Origin of the sequence: Streptomyces sp. NBC_01428 (assembly GCF_036231965.1) — a bacterium.
Classification (GTDB): Bacteria; Actinomycetota; Actinomycetes; order Streptomycetales; family Streptomycetaceae; genus Streptomyces.
The window spans coordinates 321,882-340,592 of sequence record NZ_CP109499.1; the positions used below are offsets into that span (position 1 = coordinate 321,882).

General features: G+C 70.7%; 15 protein-coding genes. 6 read left to right on the forward strand and 9 right to left on the reverse strand.

Features of this window, described 5'->3' with window-relative positions:
- Nucleotides 1-49: 49 nt before the first annotated feature.
- On the reverse strand, nucleotides 50-1,612 hold the full coding sequence (locus OG406_RS01175) for an FAD-dependent monooxygenase (RefSeq protein WP_267049884.1): 1,563 nt from the start codon (nucleotides 1,610-1,612) through the stop codon (nucleotides 50-52).
- 92 nt (nucleotides 1,613-1,704) lie between these two features.
- On the opposite strand from OG406_RS01175, the gene OG406_RS01180 reads away from it, so the two are divergent.
- Nucleotides 1,705-2,409: a TetR/AcrR family transcriptional regulator C-terminal domain-containing protein gene (locus OG406_RS01180; RefSeq protein ID WP_266619518.1), complete on the forward strand. Its 705-nt coding sequence runs from the start codon at nucleotides 1,705-1,707 to the stop codon at nucleotides 2,407-2,409.
- Nucleotides 2,410-2,595: 186 nt separating this feature from the next.
- Here the strand turns inward: OG406_RS01180 and OG406_RS01185 are convergent, their stop codons facing one another.
- From OG406_RS01185 to OG406_RS01200, 4 genes are all read right to left on the reverse strand, one after another.
- A complete protein-coding gene (locus tag OG406_RS01185) occupies nucleotides 2,596-2,979 on the reverse strand; it encodes a GntR family transcriptional regulator (RefSeq protein ID WP_266850006.1) in 384 nt (127 codons plus the stop codon).
- Complete coding sequence (locus OG406_RS01190; protein WP_267049883.1) at nucleotides 2,972-3,763, reverse strand: hypothetical protein; 792 nt, start codon at nucleotides 3,761-3,763, stop codon at nucleotides 2,972-2,974. Before OG406_RS01190 ends, OG406_RS01185 begins: the two co-directional genes overlap by 8 nt.
- Nucleotides 3,764-3,976: 213 nt before the next feature.
- Nucleotides 3,977-4,924 (reverse strand): M28 family metallopeptidase, encoded by a 948-nt coding sequence (locus tag OG406_RS01195; RefSeq protein WP_267049882.1) that lies wholly within the window; start codon nucleotides 4,922-4,924, stop codon nucleotides 3,977-3,979.
- Between the two features lie 423 nt (nucleotides 4,925-5,347).
- Nucleotides 5,348-6,115: an MBL fold metallo-hydrolase gene (locus OG406_RS01200; protein ID WP_267049881.1), complete on the reverse strand. Its 768-nt coding sequence runs from the start codon at nucleotides 6,113-6,115 to the stop codon at nucleotides 5,348-5,350.
- 369 nt (nucleotides 6,116-6,484) lie between these two features.
- On the opposite strand from OG406_RS01200, the gene OG406_RS01205 reads away from it, so the two are divergent.
- The gene (locus OG406_RS01205; protein WP_327407611.1) at nucleotides 6,485-7,705 is read left to right on the forward strand and encodes a metallophosphoesterase; all 1,221 of its coding nucleotides are present in this window, start codon (nucleotides 6,485-6,487) and stop codon (nucleotides 7,703-7,705) included.
- A 72-nt stretch (nucleotides 7,706-7,777) separates the two neighbouring features.
- Here OG406_RS01205 and ypfJ read toward each other — a convergent pair whose 3' ends face one another.
- Entirely contained in the window at nucleotides 7,778-8,677 is a 900-nt protein-coding gene (gene ypfJ, locus OG406_RS01210) for a KPN_02809 family neutral zinc metallopeptidase (protein WP_164375971.1), read from the reverse strand.
- A 510-nt stretch (nucleotides 8,678-9,187) separates the two neighbouring features.
- On the opposite strand from ypfJ, the gene OG406_RS01215 reads away from it, so the two are divergent.
- Complete coding sequence (locus tag OG406_RS01215) at nucleotides 9,188-9,649, forward strand: PRC-barrel domain-containing protein (RefSeq protein ID WP_443067037.1); 462 nt, start codon at nucleotides 9,188-9,190, stop codon at nucleotides 9,647-9,649.
- Nucleotides 9,650-9,814: 165 nt separating this feature from the next.
- Here the strand turns inward: OG406_RS01215 and OG406_RS01220 are convergent, their stop codons facing one another.
- Nucleotides 9,815-13,018, reverse strand: a complete 3,204-nt coding sequence (locus OG406_RS01220; RefSeq protein WP_329190602.1) for a TIM-barrel domain-containing protein — start codon at nucleotides 13,016-13,018, stop codon at nucleotides 9,815-9,817.
- A 485-nt stretch (nucleotides 13,019-13,503) separates the two neighbouring features.
- Between OG406_RS01220 and OG406_RS01225 the strand changes: the two genes are divergently transcribed.
- The 3 genes from OG406_RS01225 to OG406_RS01235 all read left to right on the forward strand — a co-directional run bounded on the left by OG406_RS01225 (nucleotide 13,504) and on the right by OG406_RS01235 (nucleotide 17,322).
- Nucleotides 13,504-13,908, forward strand: coding sequence for an FKBP-type peptidyl-prolyl cis-trans isomerase (locus tag OG406_RS01225; protein WP_329183338.1), 405 nt, complete (start codon nucleotides 13,504-13,506; stop codon nucleotides 13,906-13,908).
- Nucleotides 13,909-14,188: 280 nt separating this feature from the next.
- Nucleotides 14,189-15,898, forward strand: coding sequence for an MFS transporter (locus OG406_RS01230; protein ID WP_329183340.1), 1,710 nt, complete (start codon nucleotides 14,189-14,191; stop codon nucleotides 15,896-15,898).
- Nucleotides 15,895-17,322 (forward strand): amidase, encoded by a 1,428-nt coding sequence (locus tag OG406_RS01235; protein WP_329183341.1) that lies wholly within the window; start codon nucleotides 15,895-15,897, stop codon nucleotides 17,320-17,322. The genes OG406_RS01230 and OG406_RS01235 overlap by 4 nt, the downstream gene beginning before the upstream one ends.
- Nucleotides 17,323-17,544: 222 nt before the next feature.
- On the opposite strand, the gene OG406_RS01240 is transcribed toward OG406_RS01235, so the two are convergent.
- Nucleotides 17,545-18,033 carry a GNAT family N-acetyltransferase gene (locus OG406_RS01240; RefSeq protein WP_266850021.1) on the reverse strand — a complete coding sequence of 163 codons (489 nt, stop codon included), beginning with the start codon at nucleotides 18,031-18,033 and terminating at the stop codon, nucleotides 17,545-17,547.
- A gap of 169 nt (nucleotides 18,034-18,202) precedes the next feature.
- A complete protein-coding gene (locus OG406_RS01245; RefSeq protein WP_329183343.1) occupies nucleotides 18,203-18,649 on the reverse strand; it encodes a DUF1772 domain-containing protein in 447 nt (148 codons plus the stop codon).
- Between the last annotated feature and the right edge of the window lie 62 nt (nucleotides 18,650-18,711).

Below are 18,711 nucleotides of genomic sequence, written 5' to 3' on the forward strand. Positions count from 1 at the left end.
CGTGGGCCTGCCGAAGCCGGCCTCGAACTCGCGGCCCCGCGCGGCCGGTTCAGCCGCCCGGCACCGGGACCGGTCTGGCCAGCAGCTGGTCCAGGATCTCGCCGAGGAAGCGGGTTCGATCCGTCACCGTTGTCGTGGTGCGCAGCGCGACGATCCCGTCCGGACGGACGAGCACGGCGCCGTCGTCGGGGAGCCACGGGACCGCGACGCGGTGCGCGGGAAGTCCGACGTCCGCCGCGGCGGTGAGCCAGCGCTCGCCGGCGACTCCGGCCAGCAGGGTCCACCGGGACGCCACCAGGTCGAGCGTGGACGTCCCGTCGATCCAGGCGTGCGGCACGCGTGAGCCCGGTGTGCCGTCCAGCACCAGGTCGACGGTGGACGGGAGTTCCGGTCGGGGATCGACGATGGCGGCCGAGTCGTACCGCTGGCCGAGGTGCACGACCGGCGCCGCCCACACCCCTGCCGCCGCCCTCGCCGCGTCGGCCTCCGGTCCGCGTCCCCAGTGCAGTTTCGGGTCGGCGACCCTGCGCAGCGCCTGGTCCAGCGTCGCCGCCGCGACCGGTTCCCGTTCGTGCGCGTAGGTGTCGAGCAGCCCGGCACCCGCCTCGCCGTGGTGGACGGCGGCCAGCTTCCACGCCAGGTTGTGCGCGTCGGCGACGCCGGTGTTGAGCCCGAACGCGCCCAGAGGCGACACGGTGTGCGCGGCGTCGCCGACCAGGAACACGCGGCCGACGGTGAAGCGTTCGGCTGCCGCGCTCCGGGGCCGCCAAGGGAGCACACTGCGCACTTCGACGTCGAGGTCCGGGTCGCCGACCGCCGAGCGGATGATCGTCGCGCATCGCTCGTGCGTGAAGTCCTCGGGGCGTTCGCCGCCGTCGGTGTCGCAGGCGACGTGGAAGACCCAGTTCGTCGCGCCGTCCACGGTGGCCAGCAGGCCGGGCGCCTCCGGTGTGGTGATGGTGCAGGTGGCGAAGGACATCCCCCGCAGATGCGGTCGGAGGTCGGCCCGGAACAGGATGTTGATCATCGACTTGCCGAGGTCGCCGGGCCCGGAGACGCCCACCCCGAGCGCCGTCCGTACGGTGCTGTGCGTGCCGTCGGCGGCGACCGCGTGCGTGCACCGCAGCGAGTAACGCCCGTCAGGTCCCTCCAGCTCGACATCGACTCCGTCGGCGTCCTGCCTGATGCCTGTCAGGCGGGTCGACCAGCGCAGGTCGGCCCCACGGCGTGCCAGGTCGGCCGCCACGACGGCGTCGAGCCGGTCCTGCGCGCAGACGCCGCGCAGTCTGAACGGCGTCGCGTCCAGTCCGTCTGCGGAGGGGGTCGGCATGGGCACCGTCACGACGTCGCCCTCACCCATCGCGACGACGGTCGGCGCGACGGCCTTGCCCACGGCGCCTCGGAGATCGACCGCGGCGGCGTCGACGGCGGCGTCGAGACCGATCTCGCGGAGGATCTCGACGGTGCGCGCTCCGATGCCGGTGGCGCGTGGGTGCACCGACGGCCCGGACCTGCGTTCGACGAGCACCACGGGGACTCCGTGGTGGGTGAGGAGTGCCGCGGTGAGCAGGCCGACGCTGCCGCCTCCGACCACGAGCACTGGCACTGGCACTGGCACTGGCACGTCTGGATACGCCGTTTCCGTCATGGCTACACCGTAGCCAGAAGGTAGGATGCGGGTCAACGAGGAAAGGAACCGCCCTGATGACCGAGCCCGTCCCCTCCTCGGTGTGGACCCGCCCGCGCCCCGAGCCACGTCGGCGCGCGCCCGGCGTGGACCAGTACGTGGCCGCCGCGCTGGCCGTCGCGGACGCCGAGGGACTGGCGGCGGTGTCGATGCGACGGGTCGCGGGGGATCTCGGCTCCGGAACCGCCACGCTCTACCGGTACATCACCAACCGCGACGAGCTGGTGGACCTGATGATCGACGCCGTTCAGGGCGAGGATCCGCTTCCCGAGCCCACCGGGGAGTGGCGTGCGGACCTGGGGACGGTCGCGCGCGCCTTGCGTACGACGCTGCTGCGGCACCCTTGGCTGGCCGGTGAACTGACGGGACGGCCCGCGCTCGGCCCCAACTCGTTGCGGCGGTCCGAGTCCACGTTGCGCGCCGCCGTCGCCCTGACGTCGGACATCACCCTGGCCTCGCAGGCGCTCGGTACCGTGCGCGCGTACGTGCTGGGTTCGGTCGCCGCCCAGCAGGCCGTTCGGCACGCGGAGCAGCGCACCGGGCTCAGCGAGGAGGAGTGGCAGCGCAGCGTCGGCCCCTACATCACCGAGGTCCTCGCGGCCGGTGAGCACCCGATGCTCGCCCGCCGCATCATCGAAGCCGAGGAACTCGACCCCGACGTGGAGTTCGCGTTCGGCCTCGACTGCGTGCTCGACGGACTCGCGGCCAGACTGGCCCGCTGAGCGGTGGGAACGCGCAGGGTCGACACCCTGGCGGGGGAACATCCCGGCGGGGAGGACACGAGACGCGGCCGGTCACCTGTCGACGGGCTCACCCACTGCCGGGCACCGCGCGACAGCCACGCTCCTCACCTCCTCACCTCGTCACCACCGCGCCGGCCCGGCCGTCGAGCCCGCAGCGGACAACTCCTAGAGGTCCGGGCCCAGAGCGCCACGGACCGCGGCCAGGATCGCTTCGGTGTCGGCGCCCAGGGCGCGGGCGGACGAGGTGAAATCGCGGGCGAGGGTGGCCAGTTGAGAGGCGTGCGGGGGCGTCGGGCCGGCCGGGGGTGCCGCGACCCGGGAGCCCGCCCCACGGCGGGTGCGGATCAGGTCGGCGGCTTCAAGTTCGCGGTAGGCCCGGGCCACGGTGCCCGGCGCGAGGCCGAGGTCCGTGGCCAGCTGGCGCACGGTGGGAAGCCGGTCCCCCTCGGCGAGTTGTCCGGTGAGGATCAGGGCACCGAGCTGCGCGCGGATCTGGGCGTACGGCGGTACCTGGCTGGTGGTGTCGACGCGGACGGCGGGCTCATTCATCGTCGGGGAACCCGCCTGCCACGTTGTCCCCGACGGCTCGCGGGGCCACCACGGTGACCAGGGACCACGCGACGGTGAACAGGTTCACGAGGGCCAGCGGGTAGAACACCCAGAAGGTGAGCAGTCCCATCGCGCCGGCGCAGCCGGTCTCCGTCAGCGAAATGGAGACCATCACGACGGCGTACAGCTGCTGGCTCGAGACCAGGAGGCCCCAGGCCCCGGTCACCGCCCACGCGCGGTCGCAGCGCTGTTGCTTCCCGCCCGGTCCGTCGGCGATGCGGCGCAGGGCCCACATGCACGTGGGAGTGGCTATGGCGAGTGCGCCGAACATCGGGAGGCTGTAGTACAGGCCGGGCCACGGGCCGAGGAGTGCCCGCATCCCGTTGCAGGTGACGGCGACGACCTTCCCGGCACTGAAGGTGCGGCCTGAGTCGATGGACGCCGTGATGGCCGTGATCACCAGCAGCACGGTGAGCGAGACGCCCTGAAGGACGATCAAGGGGCCCATCCGCGGCGGTACATGTTTTCTGACCAGGCGTGGCGCGAGGCTCGCGGTGCGCACCGCGTCCTGCGGGACCAGGGTCAGCGCGTCGGCGAGGAGGACTCCCGCCACCGCGCACAGGCCGAAGGCGGTGATGCAGAACACGACGCGCTGCTCGAACTCGACCTGCCCCAGCGTGGACAGCGCCTGTGCCGCGATGACGCCGATGGCCAGGCCGGACCAGCGGGCGTAGTGATCGGCGTGATCGAGGAAACGGCTCTGGAGCGGGGCGGTGCCGAGCATGGAGAGGTCCCCTCAGACATCTTGTATCAAGCGGTAAGCACAAGATGCCCTAGGCGGAATCTTGTGTCAAACAATCGATACAAGGCGGTCCAGGGGGATACGCGCGAGGACGGGGAGGGCGGGTCAGGGGAACGCCAACCCCTGACCCGCCCTCACGGAACAACGCGCAGGTACGACGGCCCATCGCACGGGCCACCTGCTGCGGGAAGCCGTCTACGCCGACAGCTCCCACACCGCGTACGCCAGCGCGTCCGCGTTCCGGTTCAGCGCCGTGTCGTTGATGTTCGAGGAGGTGTCGCACGAGGAGTGGTAGCAGGCGTCGAAGGCCTTGCCCGCGGTGCCACCCCACTTGGCGGCCTGTGCGGACGTCTTGATGTAGTCGGCACCGCTGAAGAGGCCGCCGACGGGGATGCCCGCACTCTTGAACGGGGCGTGGTCGGAACGTCCGTCACCCTCGGTCTCGATCTCGGTGGAGACGCCGATGCCGGTGAAGTACGTCTTGAACGTCTTCTCGATGGCCGGGTCGTCGTCGTAGACGAAGTACCCCGGGTTCGGCGAGCCGATCATGTCGAAGTTCAGATAGCCGCTGATCTTCGCACGGTTCGCGGTGGTGAGGCTGTTGACGTAGTACCGCGAGCCCACCATGCCCAACTCCTCGGCGCCCCACCAGGCGAACCGTAGGTGCTTGGTGGGCTGGTAGCCGGACCGGGCCACGGCGAGCGCCGTTTCCAGCACGGCCGCCGAACCGGAGCCGTTGTCGTTGATGCCGGGACCCGCGGTCACACTGTCCAGGTGGGAACCGGCCATGACGACCCGGCCGGTGTCGCCACCGGGCCAGTCGGCGATCAGGTTGTAGCCGGTGCGGCCGCCGGAGGTGAACTGCTGGACGGTCGTGGTGAATCCGGCCGCGTCCAGCTTGGCCTTCACGTAGTCCAGGGACGCCTTGTAGCCGGTGCGGCCGTGCGCGCGGTTGCCGCCGTTGGCGGTGGCGATGGACTGCAACTGGGTGAGGTGGGCCTTGACGTTGGCCACGGGGAGGTCGGGCGCGGCGGCCGCAGCCGTGGGGGCGGGGGCCGCCCCGGCTATGGAACCGCCGGTGAGCAGCGCGGCGACCGTGACGACAGCGGTCGCCGAGGCACGCCCAGGAATGGAGAGCTTCATGTGGGGGGCTCCGAATTCCAGGAAATCCGGCGGACTCCCACGTGGGGTGCGTGGGGTCCCTGGATTCCACGGTGAATGGGGTGCCTGGATGGTGAAGGTGGGACTGACTCACCGTCAAGAGCGGTATTCGGTCACGCGCGTTCGTATGTCGGAGGACTTCGGGTCGCCGAGTCGTTCCGACGCGGGCCAGCACGGCCGACTCGCGCGGTTCACGGCGCCCGCGGGGCGGCTCGACCGACGCCGGCCGCCACCGCTGACGCACGGGCCTGTCGCCCCTCGGACCGGCCGAGCATCGCCGGGACGCGACCGTCTCTCGCAAGGGGGCCTGCCCACCCGGCCGACCGGCTCGGGCGACGGGAGCTGTTCACCCACCCGGTGGGCTCGCTCGCGGTGTGATCCGGCCGGCCGCCCTCGACGGCGGCCCTATCGCCCCTGGGCTGCCCGCTCCACGTTCGACCGGTGCGGGCCCTGGAGCCACTCCGCGTGCGGCCCCAGACGCGCGTCGACCGGTTCCTCTCCGCGCCGGAGCGCGTCGACGTAGGCGCGGTCGGCCGCGAGGCGCGCCGCCACCTCGGGTCCTTGGGCCACGGCGCCGTGACCGGGAACCACGACATCGACGTGCCCGATAGCCTCACCGAAGCGGTCGAGCGCGGCCTCGTAGGCGGCCGGTTGACCGTCCTGGCGCACGTCGAAGAGCGGGATCAGGACGTCGGAGAGCATGTCGCCGGCGAGCAGGACGCCACGGTCCGCGAGGAGGATCGCGGCGTGGCCGACGGCGTGCGCCCGGTGGTCGATGATCTCCCCCGGCACCGGTCCGCCGTCCGCGGGCAGCGGGGTCACCTGGGCGACCAGGTCCAGAGGAATGCCGGACGCGCTCTCCGCCGCCATCGTCCGTGCCCGCTCGCGGGCTTGACGGGCGACCTCGGCGGCGGCCGGCGTGGCGTAGCGCGGGACGTCACCGAACCGGGGATGCCAGAGCAGGTGGTCCCAGTGCGGATGGGTGGCGAATCCGGCGAGCACGGGAAGGCCGAGCTGCTCCACGTCATCGGCGAGTTGGCTCAACTCCGTGCCATGGATGCCGGGATCGATCAGCACCAGCCCGTCGTCCACCCGCACCACGATGGAATTGCTCCAGACCCATTCGCTCTGCCGGACCCAGACGCCGTCGGCCACCTGATTCAGCTTGCCCATGTCCGCTCCCATCGTCGTTCGGTCACCCTGCCGAGACCGCGATCCGCGGCCACACTCATCGCTGTCCGCGGCCACTACCGGCCCCGGCTCCCCGGTGGAGGGGGAGGACGGTCGTGGTCGCCGCCGTGCGGATGTGCAGCCGACCGGCCGTCCGCGGCATGAGTCAGCCCGCATCTTGCATTAAGAGGACCGCCCCGGCGGGGAGGCGTTCCCGAACGCGGCCTCGGCAGCGTGAACGCGCTGATCGAACCGGAGACATCGTCTTCGCGGCCCGAAGGTCGGATCGCGAGCCATGACCGGCACGGCGCCCTTACGGACGACCGGATAAAGTGCGCGGGTTGCCAGTCTGGCTCCATGAGGAGGGGAAGCGTGACCGACACCGACAAAGCCCGATCCGCGGACGATGCAGCTCATGCCACCCAGCAGAGCCGACTGGGCCGTCTGATGCGTTACATCCCCTTGATCGCCCCCGTTCTGCTGTGGACCGTGCCCTGCGTGGTGCTGCTGTACACCGGCCAGCACTGGCCGCTCCCCGTGGCGCTGGGCGGCACCGCCCTGTTCGTCCTCGGGTTGGTCGCCATGCCGCTAGCGATGGCGCGCGGCCACGGCCGCCGCCAGCAGGACTGGGCGGCGATCGTCGGAGACACCCTTCTCGGGGGCAGCTGGATTCTGTTCACCTGGTCCGTCCTGGTCGGCATCGTGCTGCGCCTCGCCCTGACCGTGGCCGGCGTGGGCGACGGCCAGGACCGGGCACGGATCGTCACCTGGGCGGTCCTGGGCGTGGCAGCCGTGCTGCTCGTCTGGGGATACGCCGAGGCGCGCCGCGTACCGCGCGTGCGCCGGCTCGACGTACAACTCCCCCGCCTGGGCGCCGGATTGGACGGCACCCGGGTCGCCCTGATCACCGACACCCACTACGGCCCGCTCGACCGCGCCCGCTGGTCGGCGCGGGTCTGCGAGAAGGTCAACACCCTGGACGCCGATCTGGTCTGCCACACCGGCGACATCGCCGACGGCACGGCCGAACGCCGCCGCGCCCAGGCCGCGCCGCTCGGCACCGTGCGGGCCACCCGGGCCCGGGTCTACGTGACGGGGAACCACGAGTACTACAGCGAGGCCCAGGGCTGGGTCGATCTGATGGACGAGTTGGGCTGGGAGCCCCTGCGCAACCGTCATCTGCTGCTCGAACGTGGTGGCGACACCCTCGTGGTCGCCGGTGTGGACGACGTCACCGCCGAGTCCTCGGGCCTGGCCGGCCATCGCGCCCACCTCGCCGGAGCCCTGGACGGCGCCGACCCCGACCTGCCCGTCCTGCTTCTGGCCCACCAGCCGAAGTTCATCGACCGGGCCGCGGCCGGCGGCGTCGACCTCCAGCTCTCCGGCCACACCCACGGCGGCCAGATCTGGCCCTTCCACCACCTCGTCCGGATCGACCAGCCGGCCCTCGCCGGCCTCAGCCGGCACGGCACCCGCACCCAGCTCTACACCAGCCGCGGCACCGGTTTCTGGGGTCCGCCGTTCCGCGTCTTCGCCCCCAGCGAGATCACCTTGCTCGTACTCCGCTCACCGCACCAGTCCCCCACGCCGTAGACACTTCGCACGGCCTGGGCGTGCGGCCGCCTCGTTGCTCAGCCCTCGGTGCGGCTCGGCTCGGCACCGTCCTCAGCGGAAGGTGTCGCACCGGGCGACGCTGCCCGAGGTGTAGCCGGTGGAGAACCACTGCTGACGCTGCTTCGCGGAGCCGTGCGTCCAGGTGTCGGGGGTGACTTTGCCCTGGTACCGCTCCTGGATGCGGTCGTCGCCGACGGCGGCGGCCGCGTCGAGACCGCGGTTGATGTCGTCCTGGGTCAGCTTGGTGATCAGCGGCTTCCCGCTCTTCGGGTCGGGTGTGGTGGTGGCGTGGTGGGCCCACACTCCGGCGTAGCAGTCCGCCTGGAGTTCCAGCTTCACCGAGCCGCTGTTCCGGCCCTGCCCGCTGCCCCGGGAGATCGTGCCGCTCAGGTCCTGTATGTGGTGCCCGTATTCGTGGGCGATGACGTAGGCCTCGGCGAAAGGGCCGCCCTTGGCGCCGAACTTGCTGCTCAGGTCGTCGAAGAAACCGAGATCGAGGTAGACCTTGTCGTCGGCGGAGCAGTAGAAGGGGCCGACATCGGAGGTGGCGTTCCCACACCCGGTGTTCACGCTGCCGGTGAACAGGTACGTCGGCGCCTGCTCGTAGGACTTGCCCGCGGCCGTCTCCGTCTGCTTCCAGTACGCCTGGACGCTGTCGACCACGGCGACGATGCGGCATTCTTCCTTGCTGTTGGCGTCGGCCCCGGTTCGGCAGTCGGCCGCCAGGTCCGCCGCGGACGCGCCCGATCCCGAGCCGGTGTCCGGCGCGGTGGTGCCGTCCGAGCCGAGCAGGCCCGGATCCACCCCGAAGATCACCGACGCGATCACGACCAGGAGCCCGACCACTCCACCGCCCACGGTCTTGCCGCCACCCGGGATCCCGCCCAGTGCTCCACCACGGTTGTCCTGCACCTCGGACGTGTCCAGGCTGGCGTTCTCGTCGAATTCCATTCGCTGACTCTCCCTCAAGCAGCGCGTCGGCCCGCCCCGCATCGTGACGCCCGACTACCCCGTGCAAGGGGGTTCACGTCCGTCCCGTCGCGGTGGATCGAAGCCGTCGGAGCGACCGTCGGGGCGTTGCCGTCCCGTCCGGCGTGGTCCACGGCGGTGTGCGTCCTGATCGCTGAACGGCGGCCGGCACGATTCTCCTGGCCGGGGACGGGCCAGATGTTTACCAGGCGGCGCAGGGGTCACGCAGACAGGGCGGAATTCACTGCACCGCTGCGAGAACAGAGCTGGACGACGTCCTGAGGGAGGGCGTGGCCGCGAAGGCCGGGCGATGTTCCGACCGGGTGAAATCGCGCGCGTTTCCCTGCGCTGCTTCTGCTGCGAAGTGATCCGTGATGACTGACTCGCATGAGCCGGAGGGGCGCGGCTCAAGGACCCTCCGAGCCCCGCCGGGACCGCCACGGGCAGATGACGCTTTTGGCACCGGACAACGCTTCCCCGAGAGGTACGACCATGACTGAATTCGCCACTGCCGACCAGCTGCGTGACCTCACCGTCCTCGACCCGGAGGGCGAGAAGGTCGGCACCGTCGGCAAGGTGTACCGCGACGACGCGGACGGCCGGCCCGAGTGGGTCACCGTGAAGACCGGCCTGTTCGGCAGCAAGGAGACGCTCGTGCCGCTCACGGGCGCCCGTGTCAGCGGCGACGAGCTGCACGTCCCTGTGACGAAGGAGACCGTCAAGCACGCGCCCCGGGTCGACGCGGACGCCCGCCTCGACGCCGACGAGGAGAGCGGTCTGTACGCCCACTACGGGTTGACGCAGTCCACGTCCGCGCCGGTCGGCGTGGCCGGAACGGCTGCCGAGAGCGGCCGGCACACCGGTTCCGTGGACGGGGTCGACGACGACCGGTCCAGCACGGATGGAACCACCCGGGCCGCTGGCGGCCGCTCCGCGGCGGACCCGGAGAAGTGAGTGAGCACCTCCCGCTGACATCGCCGAGGTTCTGACGGTGCTCGCGGCCGCAGCGTGCGACGCAATGTCCCGCCTCCGGCGGGGCCGGTAACCGGTCGGACCGCGGTCAACGACGTTCGACGGGCCTGTGCGCATCCGCGCGCAGGCCCGTCGAACGTCGTCCTGTCAGCGATATCCGATGGTCACCGGTGTGTGCACGCTGCGCGGCGGCAGCGTGAGGGTGAGCGTGTGGGCGTCACTGTCGTAGTGCCATGCCTGGGACGACAGCCCTTTGCTCCCGACGGTGATGCTCTTGGGCGAGGTCACGCCGAGCAGCGTCACCGTCCACCGCCTGCTCTTGACCTGACCGCGGAAGGAACCCGTGGCAGGGCCGATGGTGACGGTGTGCCGGGCGCCGCTCTCGCGATAGTGGATCTTCGTGGTGGCGCTGTGCCCGGGACCGGTCGTGGTGCCGTCGTCCTCGTACAGGGACGAGGTGCCGTCGGCGCCGGTCGCCACGGTGAGCGTGGCCTTGGTCAGGGGCGCCTTGTCATGGCTGGTGACGTTGCCCGTCCGGGTCGGGATCGTGGCGCCCGCCTTGACGAACACCGGCATACGGTCGAGACCGGTGGTGATGTTCTGCGTGGTGCCTCCGGTGTAGGTCTGTCCGGTGAAGTAGTCGGTCCACCAGCCGGGCGGGAACCACACCGACGTGGTGGCCGTGGTGCCGGGCGTCGTCACGGGTGCCACGAGCATGTCCGAGCCGTAGAAGTACTCGCTGCCCGCGGTGGCGTAGGCCTGTGGCTCGTCCGGATACTCCAGGTACGTGGCGCGGACCACGGGGGTCCCGGTGGTGGCGGCCTCCTGCGCGAGCGAGTACGTGTACGGCACGAGGTTCTCGCGGAGGTTGAGGAAGGTGTCGGCCGACCGGCGGGCCTCGGTGCCGTACTGCCAGGGAAGGCGGTCGCTGTGGTTGCTGTGCAGGCGGTCGATCGGCTGGAAGGTGCCGAGTTGCACCCAGCGGGCGTAGAGGTCGTCGGGCAGTTTGTGCGTGGTGCGGGTGCTGCCTCCGTCGGTGTAGGTCTCCGAACCCGTCAGCCCCGTCGTGTCGTTGTGGCCGCCGATGTCGTGGCTGACGGCCGACATGCCGGTGGCTGCCGACTCGCCCGGTGTGTAGCCCACTTCGGAACGCAGGGTGCCCCAGGTGGACGAGGTGTCCCCGGTGAAGTGCACGGTGGTGCGCTTGTCCGCCCACGGCCCGGTCGGCAGGCCCTGCTGGCCGCTGTAGCCGCCGGCCTGGAGCGATCCGTAGGCACGGGAGATGACGAACCCGCGGCCGATCGCCCGGTCGGCGTCGGCGGCGTACTGCTGGTTGATCCACGCGTCCGGTGTGACGCCCGGCACCGACGACTGGGAGTTGTCGCAGCACCAGTCGAGCCACCAGAAGTCGTTGCCCTGGTCGTCCAGGCTGCGGTGCAGATCCATGTACGCCTTGAGCTGGTCGGGGTCACCGAAGTCGAAGGTGTAGCAGTCGCCGCCGGCGCTCGCGCCGGACGCGCAACCCCCCTTCGTCAGCTTGCCCTTGGCGGTCGCCTGGGCCTGCGCGAACTGTGGGTCGGAGGCCAGGATGCTCGGGTGGGTGTTGAGCGTGTTGTGCAGTCCCTGCGATGCGGACCAGTCGAAGAAGCCCTTGGGGTCGGGGAACTTCTTCGTGTCCATCTCCCAACCGCTCCAGGTGTTGGGTGACTTGAAGTCGGTGTCGGTCACCAACACGTCGAGCGGGACGCCTTCGGAGCGGAAGGCGGGCAGGATCGTGTTCTCGTAGTCGGCGGCCGTCCGGTCGATGTACTCCGAGTACCAGGTGCCGTACGTCCACTCGGGCAACAGCTTCGGCGGGCCGGTGAGGATGGCGAGGTCGGACAGGGCCTTCTTGTAGTCGTGGCCGTAGCCGAAGACGTAACCGTCCTGGTAGGGCGTGCCGTTGTGGGACGGCCGCTGCGTGACCTTCTTGGTGGCGGTGTCGTACAGCGCGGACGTGGTGTCGTCCAGCAGATACCAGCCGTCCTTGTGGAGCAGGCCGGGAGTGGTGGTCGGGTCGCCGTTGTCGCCGTTCAGCCCGTCCAGGCTGCGCCGGTAACCGCCCAGGGCGAGATGCGGCTGCGGGGCCGCCGCGCCGGATGCCGTCACGGACACGGTGTCGAGGTTGATGTGACAGCTCGCCGCCGCCGGGCAGCCGATGGTGATGTCGTCGGCGCCGGCCTTCAGTGCCACGGGTACCGAAGCGGTGCGCCAGGTGTCCCAGCTGCCGGTCACCGGGAGCGACAGTGTCTGTGTCGTGCCGCCGGAGGTCACCGAGGCCGTGCGCGTCTGGTTCAGGCCGTCGCCGCCGGCCGCGTTGGCGTAGCGCACCTGGACGGCGTACGTGCCGTCGGAGGGAACGCCGACCACGTGGGCCGACACGCTCGACCCCTGGTTCAGTTCGGCGAGGAAGCCGTCGCCGGAGTACGAAGCGTGGTCGCCGGCCACCTTCGCGGAGCCCGCGATCCGGTCGTCCTCTGCTTCGCAGCTCGTGCCGAAGGCGCAGTCCGTGATCGCGGTCGTCGAGGTCGGTGGGAAGGTGCCGCCCGGGGTCACCAGGGCGACGCTGTCGACGTTCACGTTTCCGGAGTCGGCGGCGGTCTTGGTGAGCGTGACGGTGTGGTGCCCCGTGCCGAGCTGCACGGCGCTGTTCGCCAGGCTCCAGGTGTCCCAACTGCCGGTCACCGGAAGGCTCAGCGTCCTCGCCGTGCCACCGTCCACGGTCAGGGTGAGGGTGCGCGTGACGTTCTTCCCGTCACCCGCGAGCGAGTTGGCGTACCGGACGTCGAACTGGTAGGCCCCGGCGGTCGTGACGTCGACGTCGGCCGTCAGTGAGCTGCCCGTTCCCTGGAAGCCGGCCAGGAATCCGGCGCCGGTGTGTCCGGTGTGGTCCGAGGCGAGGCCCAGCCCTCCGTACGACAGGCTCTCCGCCTCGCACAGCGCGCCGAGGGTGCACGTCATCTGTCGCCAGGGCGCCGCGGTCACCGGCTCGGCCCCGGCCGTCAACCGCACCGCGAGATTGCGGGCGTTGAACGGCCCGGAGCCCACCTGATAGCGCAGGGTCACCGCGCTGGTCCTCACCGTCAGCCACCCGTCGACGGTGCTCGACGTGTACGCGGTCGGCGTGAAGTCGGCGCGGCCGATGGCGTTGTACGTCGCCTGGTCGGTGAACTGGCCGTTCTGCGCGTACTCGGTACGGATCAGGGTCGGCGACAGCACCTGGAAGCGCGCGTTGCCCGAGGTCACCGCCGGGACGGTGCGCTCGCCCGGATGCTCCGCCGGTCCCGCGGCGGCCTGCCCGGCCAGGGTCATCCCCGCCAGGCACGCGGCGAGCGCGACACCCGTCATCCGTCGCCGTAGGAAGTGCGCCCCGCGCCACGCTGGTCTCGTTCTCACGGAAGACTCCGTCCTGGAGCGGGCCTCTCGGCCCGTCACGGGTTCCTGCTGACATCGAGCTACTGCTGACATCGTTGTCACCTTCGCCCCTTCCGGGGCGCCGGCGGGATCGGCTCAACCTGCTGCGCGCACGACGGAAGGGGGGAAGGCACTGCGGGTGCCCCGACAAGTTCTATCGATGTAAATGATGCCCGTGGCATGACAACACAGCCGCGGGCGGGTGTCCATATGCGGGGCGGACAACGCCGGGAGGACGCCCGGATCCGGCCGACACAGCCGACGCGCGGACGTCGGGTCCCGGGCAGCGGCACGGCCCGGTAGCGTGATCGTCTGCCGCGTGGAACGTCCATGCGGCCGACCGGCCCGCGCGAGGGATTCCGGTGGCGAGCGACGGGACCGTGATGAGCGAACTGGCAAAGCCCCGCATCGAGGTCCCGGAGGGCGAACCGCCGGCCGAACTGACGATCCGGGACTTGGTGGTCGGGGACGGACCCGAGGCACAGCCCGGCAGGGTGGTCCAGCTTCACTACGTAGGGGTCGCGTTCGCGTCCGGCAGGGAGTTCGACTCCTCCTGGGAGCGGGACCAGCCGTTCAAGTTCGCCGTGGGCGGCGGCAGAGCCATCAAGGGCTGGGACCGGGGCGTGCGGGGAATGAAGGTCGGCGGCCGCCGCGAGATCATCGTTCCCCCGCGTCTCGGCTACGGCAAGCAGTCACCCTCTCCCTTGATCCCGCCCGGCTCGACCCTGATCTTCGTCGTCGACCTGCTCACGGTCGTGGGCGGTCCCCCGCAGCGAGTGACGGCCTGACCGGCTCGGCCTGAACTGGCGCTCCGGAGGAACGGGGAAGCACCACGCCGCCGCCCCGTTCGGACAGCGGCACTCCGAGCGCCAAAGAGCCAAGACCGCCTCTCCGGCCGGGGCGAGACGTCGCTCGAGCGCTTCCCGACACGGGGCCGACCCACCCCATCCGCCGCTCTTTTCTCCAGAGAATCAGATCCACCCCCTTCCCCGTACCGACTGGTCGGTACTAGCGTCGCCGCGTCGAGCACGCACTGCCGCGTGCCATGGCGACCTCCAGGGAGGCACTGTGTCGATTTCTCCTCCGGCGACCGACGGGCCGCGAGCCACGCGGGCGTCGGCGCCACTGCGGGGCCTCGCCGAACGACGGCTCCAGCACTATCCCGAACGCGGAGCCCGCTACTGGTACTTGGCCCTCGTCGTACTCGTCACGATCGTCCTGTACTACCAGTTGTACGTGCAGTACGCGGTCTCCACGGCCGTCATCGCCCAGTACCACATGACGTTCATGTACTTCGTCTACATCTCCGTGGCAGCGAACGCCGTCGGCGCCTTCGCCTCCCTCGCGGCCGGACTGGCCGACCGCTGGGGCCGGGCGAACATCGTGGTCTACGGCCTGCTGGTGGTCGGCGTGCTGACCACCTTCGCACTGCCCAACGCGCCGGGGAAGCTGAGCTACCTGCTCATCTACAGCGCGATCGCCCTGGTCGAGGGCATGATCCTGGTCGCCACCCCCGCGCTCATCCGTGACTTCTCGCCGCAGTTGGGGCGCGCGTCCGCGATGGGGTACTGGACCATGGGACCGGTCATCGGCAGCCTCGTCGTCACCGCCGTCACCTCCCGTACGTACGGCACCTCGGCCACCTGGCAGGACGAGATCCGTTACGCCGGGATCAGCGGTCTGGTGCTGTTCGTCGTGGCATTCGTCGGGCTCCGCGAGCTGGCACCGGCGCTGCGCGACCAGATCATGGTGAGCCTGCGCGACCGAGCCCTGGTGGAGGCCCGCGCGCAGGGCATCGACACCGAGGCCGCCCTCAAGGGGCAGTGGCGGCAGATGCTGCGGCTCGACGTCATCGGCTCGGCCGTCGCCGTCGCGCTCTTCCTGCTGCTGTACTACGCGGCGGTCGGCAACTTCGTCGTCTACTTCGCCACGACCTTCGGTTACACGACTCAGCGCGCGAACGCCCTGCTCAACTGGTACTGGGGCGCGAACGCCGTCTCCCTGGTGGTGGCAGGTCTGCTCTCGGACCGACTGCACGTGCGCAAACCGTTCATGCTCGGCGGCGCGTTGGGCACGATCGGATTCACCCTCGCGTTCACGCTGCGCGCCACCGAGCCGGACACCGGCTATTACACGTTCGCGTTCATCGTGGCCGGCATCGGCGTCACGAGTGGCTTCGCCTACTCGCCATGGATGGCGAGCTTCACCGAGACCGTCGAGCGGCACAACCCCGCGGCCACCGCGACGGGCCTGGCGATCTGGGGCTGGATCGTACGCATCACCGTCGCGCTGTCGGCCGCCTTCCTGCCGCTCGTGGTCAACACCGTCACCCCGATCGTCGAGCACGGCGCCGAGGTCAAGCAGGCGTCCGTACAGGCCACCGACGCGCTCGCCATCACCCGGGCCCACCCCAAGGTGTTCGCGGAACTCGGCCGCTACGCGCCGGGCAAGGTGCCGCCGGCGCTGCTGAAGCAGGCCGTGCAGGAAGTCGGCGCGCAGGACCTGGCCACCGTGCAGAAGGCCGCGCCCCAGCTCAAGGTTCTCCGGGAGCACGGGGCCGAGGTGCAGAAGGCGAGCGCCGACAACCCGGGCAAGTGGCAGATCTGGTGGTGGGTGTCGCTGGCCGGACAGGTGTTGTTCGTACCGTTCGTCTTCCTGATGTCCGGCCGCTGGCGACCCCGTGACGCCCGGCGCGACCTGCGCGAGCACGAGGAGGCGGTGGCCCGCCAGGTCGCCGGGATGCGCCAGGCGGACTCGCAGGAGGGTGCGCCCGCGTGAGCATCCCCACCGCACCGCACGCGCTCACCGCCCTGGAGCAGGCCGCCGCCGTCCGCACCGGCGGGATCTCCCCCGTCGAGCTGGTGCGCCACCACCTCGCCCGCGCCGAGGAGTTCGACGGGCACTACGGGGCGTTCCTCACCCGTACGCCCGAGGCAGCCCTGGACAGGGCGGCCGCGCTGGAGAAGACGCCGCGCCGTGCGGCGCCGGGCGCCCTGACCGGCGTACCCACCGCGGTGAAGGACCTGGTGGAGACGGCCGGGGTGGTGACGACGTACGGCTCGAAGGTGTTCGCGGGGCACGTGCCGGAGGTCGACGCGCACAGTGTGCGGCGGATGCGGGAGGCCGGCACCGTCAGCCTGGGCAAGACCAACACCCCGGAGTTCGGCTGCTGTTGCTACACGGACAACGATCTGGCCGGCCCGGCCCGCAATCCGTGGGACCCGTCGCTGTCGGCCGGCGGGTCCAGCGGCGGTGCGGCCGTCGCCGTGGCGCTCGGCCTCGTGCCCGTCGCGCACGCCAGCGACGGCGGTGGCTCGATCCGGATCCCGGCCAGTCTGTGCGGGCTCTTCGGCCTCAAGCCCGCGCGGGGACGCGTGAGTTCGGGGCCGGCCGGAGCCGAGGTCACCGGGCTGGCCGTGCAGGGGCCGTTGGCCCGCTCCGTGCGCGACGCGGCGGCGCTGCTCGACGTCCTCGCGGGACCCGAGCCCGGCGATCCGCACTGGGCGCCGCCGCTGCCGCCCGGCGAGACGTTCCTCCAGCACGCCGAGCGTGATCCGGGCAGACTCCGGATCGGCCGGTACGCGACCCCTGCGGCGAACGGGATCGCCGTGGACCCCGAGTGCGTGGCCGCCTGGGAACACGTGTCACGCCTCCTGGAGAGCCTCGGTCACGAGGTGGAGGACATCCCGACCCCCTTCGGTCCGGAGATCGGCGACCACTTCGTGACGGCCTGGGGCGTGCAGTCGCTGGGCCGGACGGTGGACCCGGAACAGGAGGAGTTGCTCCGACCGGTGACACGGGCCTGGCGGGAGTACGGACGGCAGGTGACGGGCGAGCAGTTCGCCGTCGCGGTCGACGGGATGCAGCGCGCGGCGCGACGTGCGGTCGAGGCGACGCAGGCGTACGACGTCGTCGTCACCCCGACCCTGGCGACGCTGCCCCAACCCGTCGAGCACTTCGACGAGTCGGGCGACCCGCTGGTGAATCTGCGTCGCCAGAGCCCGTTCAGCGCGTTCACCAGTCCGTACAACATGACGGGTCAGCCCGCGGTCAGCCTGCCGCTCTATTGGACCGCCGAGCACGGACTCCCCGTCGGAGTGCAACTCGTGGGCCGCCCCGCCGGTGAGGCGACCCTCGTCGCGCTCAGCGCACAACTGGAGGCGGCGGCGCCGTGGCGGGACCGGTACGGGGCGCTGCTCTGAGCACGGGGCACGGGGCACCGGCGAGGCCTTGCCCCTTCGACATCGAGGAGCAGCGGTCCTCACATGCTCGCCGGGATTCGGGCATCCGACCTGTGCTCGGCTCCCGGGGGCGGTGCACGTCGAGGGCGCCGTCCGACCGTGTTCCCCCGGGCCGTCGTGGTGGAGTCGATGTCACGACCTCCACCACGACGGGCTTCGACCTGTCCGTAGGTCCCTGGGTCCTCACAGTGCGCAATACATGATGTGAAGGCCTACGTAGCCGTGCCGGGGGTGGTGAAAGCCTTCCGGCAGGGTGCCGAGCACCTCGAACCCCAGTGACCGGTACAGCCCCACGGCCCGCTCGTTCGTCTCCACGACCGCGTTGAACTGCATGCCCCGGAAGCCGGCCGCTCGGGCCCACTCCATCGTGTGTGCGCACAGCGCGCGGCCCACTCCCCCGCCCTCGAAGGCGGGATCGACCATGAAGCTGGCACTGGCGATGTGCGAGGCGTTGCCCAGGTGATTGCGGTTCATCTTGGCGGTTCCTACGACCTTGCCCGCATCGTCGACGGCGACGACGGTCCGGGCCGGTGCGGGCAGCAGCCACCACTCGCTCCCTTCCTCCTTCCCCAGGTCGACGGGGTAGGTGAAGGTCTCCCCCGCCGTGACGATGGGCTGGAAGAAGGCCCAGATCGCAGGCCAGTCCGTTGCTTTCGCTTCCCTGATCACCATGCGGGCAGCATGCCAGTTTCCTGCTGTCCGTACCGAAGCAACGATCGAAGATCGATGGGCGCGAATCCGCCATCTCGTTGCCTCCCCCAGCACGGCGCTCGGTGTGGCCCGCCAACGCCACAGGTCGTGAGGGGCGTTCGCGGCTCCAGCGCGGTCTCGATGGCCGGGCTCACACGAGGGCGACGACCAGCAGGGCGAAGGCGGCGACGATGACGGCCACGCGGACGTAGTGGTAGCGGTTCCACTGGTTCACCTGCTGCTTCCAGTCGGCGGGCCGGTTCTCGGGGGTCCACGTCTTGTTCCGGTTGTTGATCGGGACGAGCAGCAGGATCGACATGATCACGCTGAGGAGCAGGAGCGCGCCGGCGGTGACAACAGGGCCTGTGCCGTCGTGGTGTCGTCCGGCGACGGCCCAGACCGAGACGAGGACGAGGGAGCCGATGTACCAGACCGGCATCACGGCACCGAGCATCCGGCCTCCGTGGGCGTGGGCGAGTTGGGTGCTGTCCTCGGGGAGCGCGTTGAAGATCGGGTTCATGACGAAGGCGACGGAGAACTCCACCCCCACCATCAGTCCGACGATCACGGTGGTGACGACCTCAAGTGCGTTGAGCATGATGACCCCTCCAGAATCTAGCGGCGCTAGATGACAGTGCAACGCTAGACCTACTGCCGCTC

What these genes read in the sequence shown, in the direction of transcription:
- OG406_RS01180 (WP_266619518.1), top strand. Translation starts at nt 1,705, where the DNA reads ATGACCGAGCCCGTCCCCTCCTCGGTGTGGACCCGCCCGCGCCCCGAG.
- OG406_RS01185 (WP_266850006.1), bottom strand. Translation starts at nt 2,979, where the DNA reads ATGAATGAGCCCGCCGTCCGCGTCGACACCACCAGCCAGGTACCGCCG.
- OG406_RS01190 (WP_267049883.1), bottom strand. Translation starts at nt 3,763, where the DNA reads ATGCTCGGCACCGCCCCGCTCCAGAGCCGTTTCCTCGATCACGCCGAT.
- OG406_RS01195 (WP_267049882.1), bottom strand. Translation starts at nt 4,924, where the DNA reads ATGAAGCTCTCCATTCCTGGGCGTGCCTCGGCGACCGCTGTCGTCACG.
- OG406_RS01200 (WP_267049881.1), bottom strand. Translation starts at nt 6,115, where the DNA reads ATGGGCAAGCTGAATCAGGTGGCCGACGGCGTCTGGGTCCGGCAGAGC.
- ypfJ (WP_164375971.1), bottom strand. Translation starts at nt 8,677, where the DNA reads ATGGAATTCGACGAGAACGCCAGCCTGGACACGTCCGAGGTGCAGGAC.
- OG406_RS01215 (WP_443067037.1), top strand. Translation starts at nt 9,188, where the DNA reads ATGACTGAATTCGCCACTGCCGACCAGCTGCGTGACCTCACCGTCCTC.
- OG406_RS01220 (WP_329190602.1), bottom strand. Translation starts at nt 13,018, where the DNA reads ATGACCCTGGCCGGGCAGGCCGCCGCGGGACCGGCGGAGCATCCGGGC.
- OG406_RS01225 (WP_329183338.1), top strand. Translation starts at nt 13,504, where the DNA reads ATGAGCGAACTGGCAAAGCCCCGCATCGAGGTCCCGGAGGGCGAACCG.
- OG406_RS01240 (WP_266850021.1), bottom strand. Translation starts at nt 18,033, where the DNA reads ATGGTGATCAGGGAAGCGAAAGCAACGGACTGGCCTGCGATCTGGGCC.
- OG406_RS01245 (WP_329183343.1), bottom strand. Translation starts at nt 18,649, where the DNA reads ATGCTCAACGCACTTGAGGTCGTCACCACCGTGATCGTCGGACTGATG.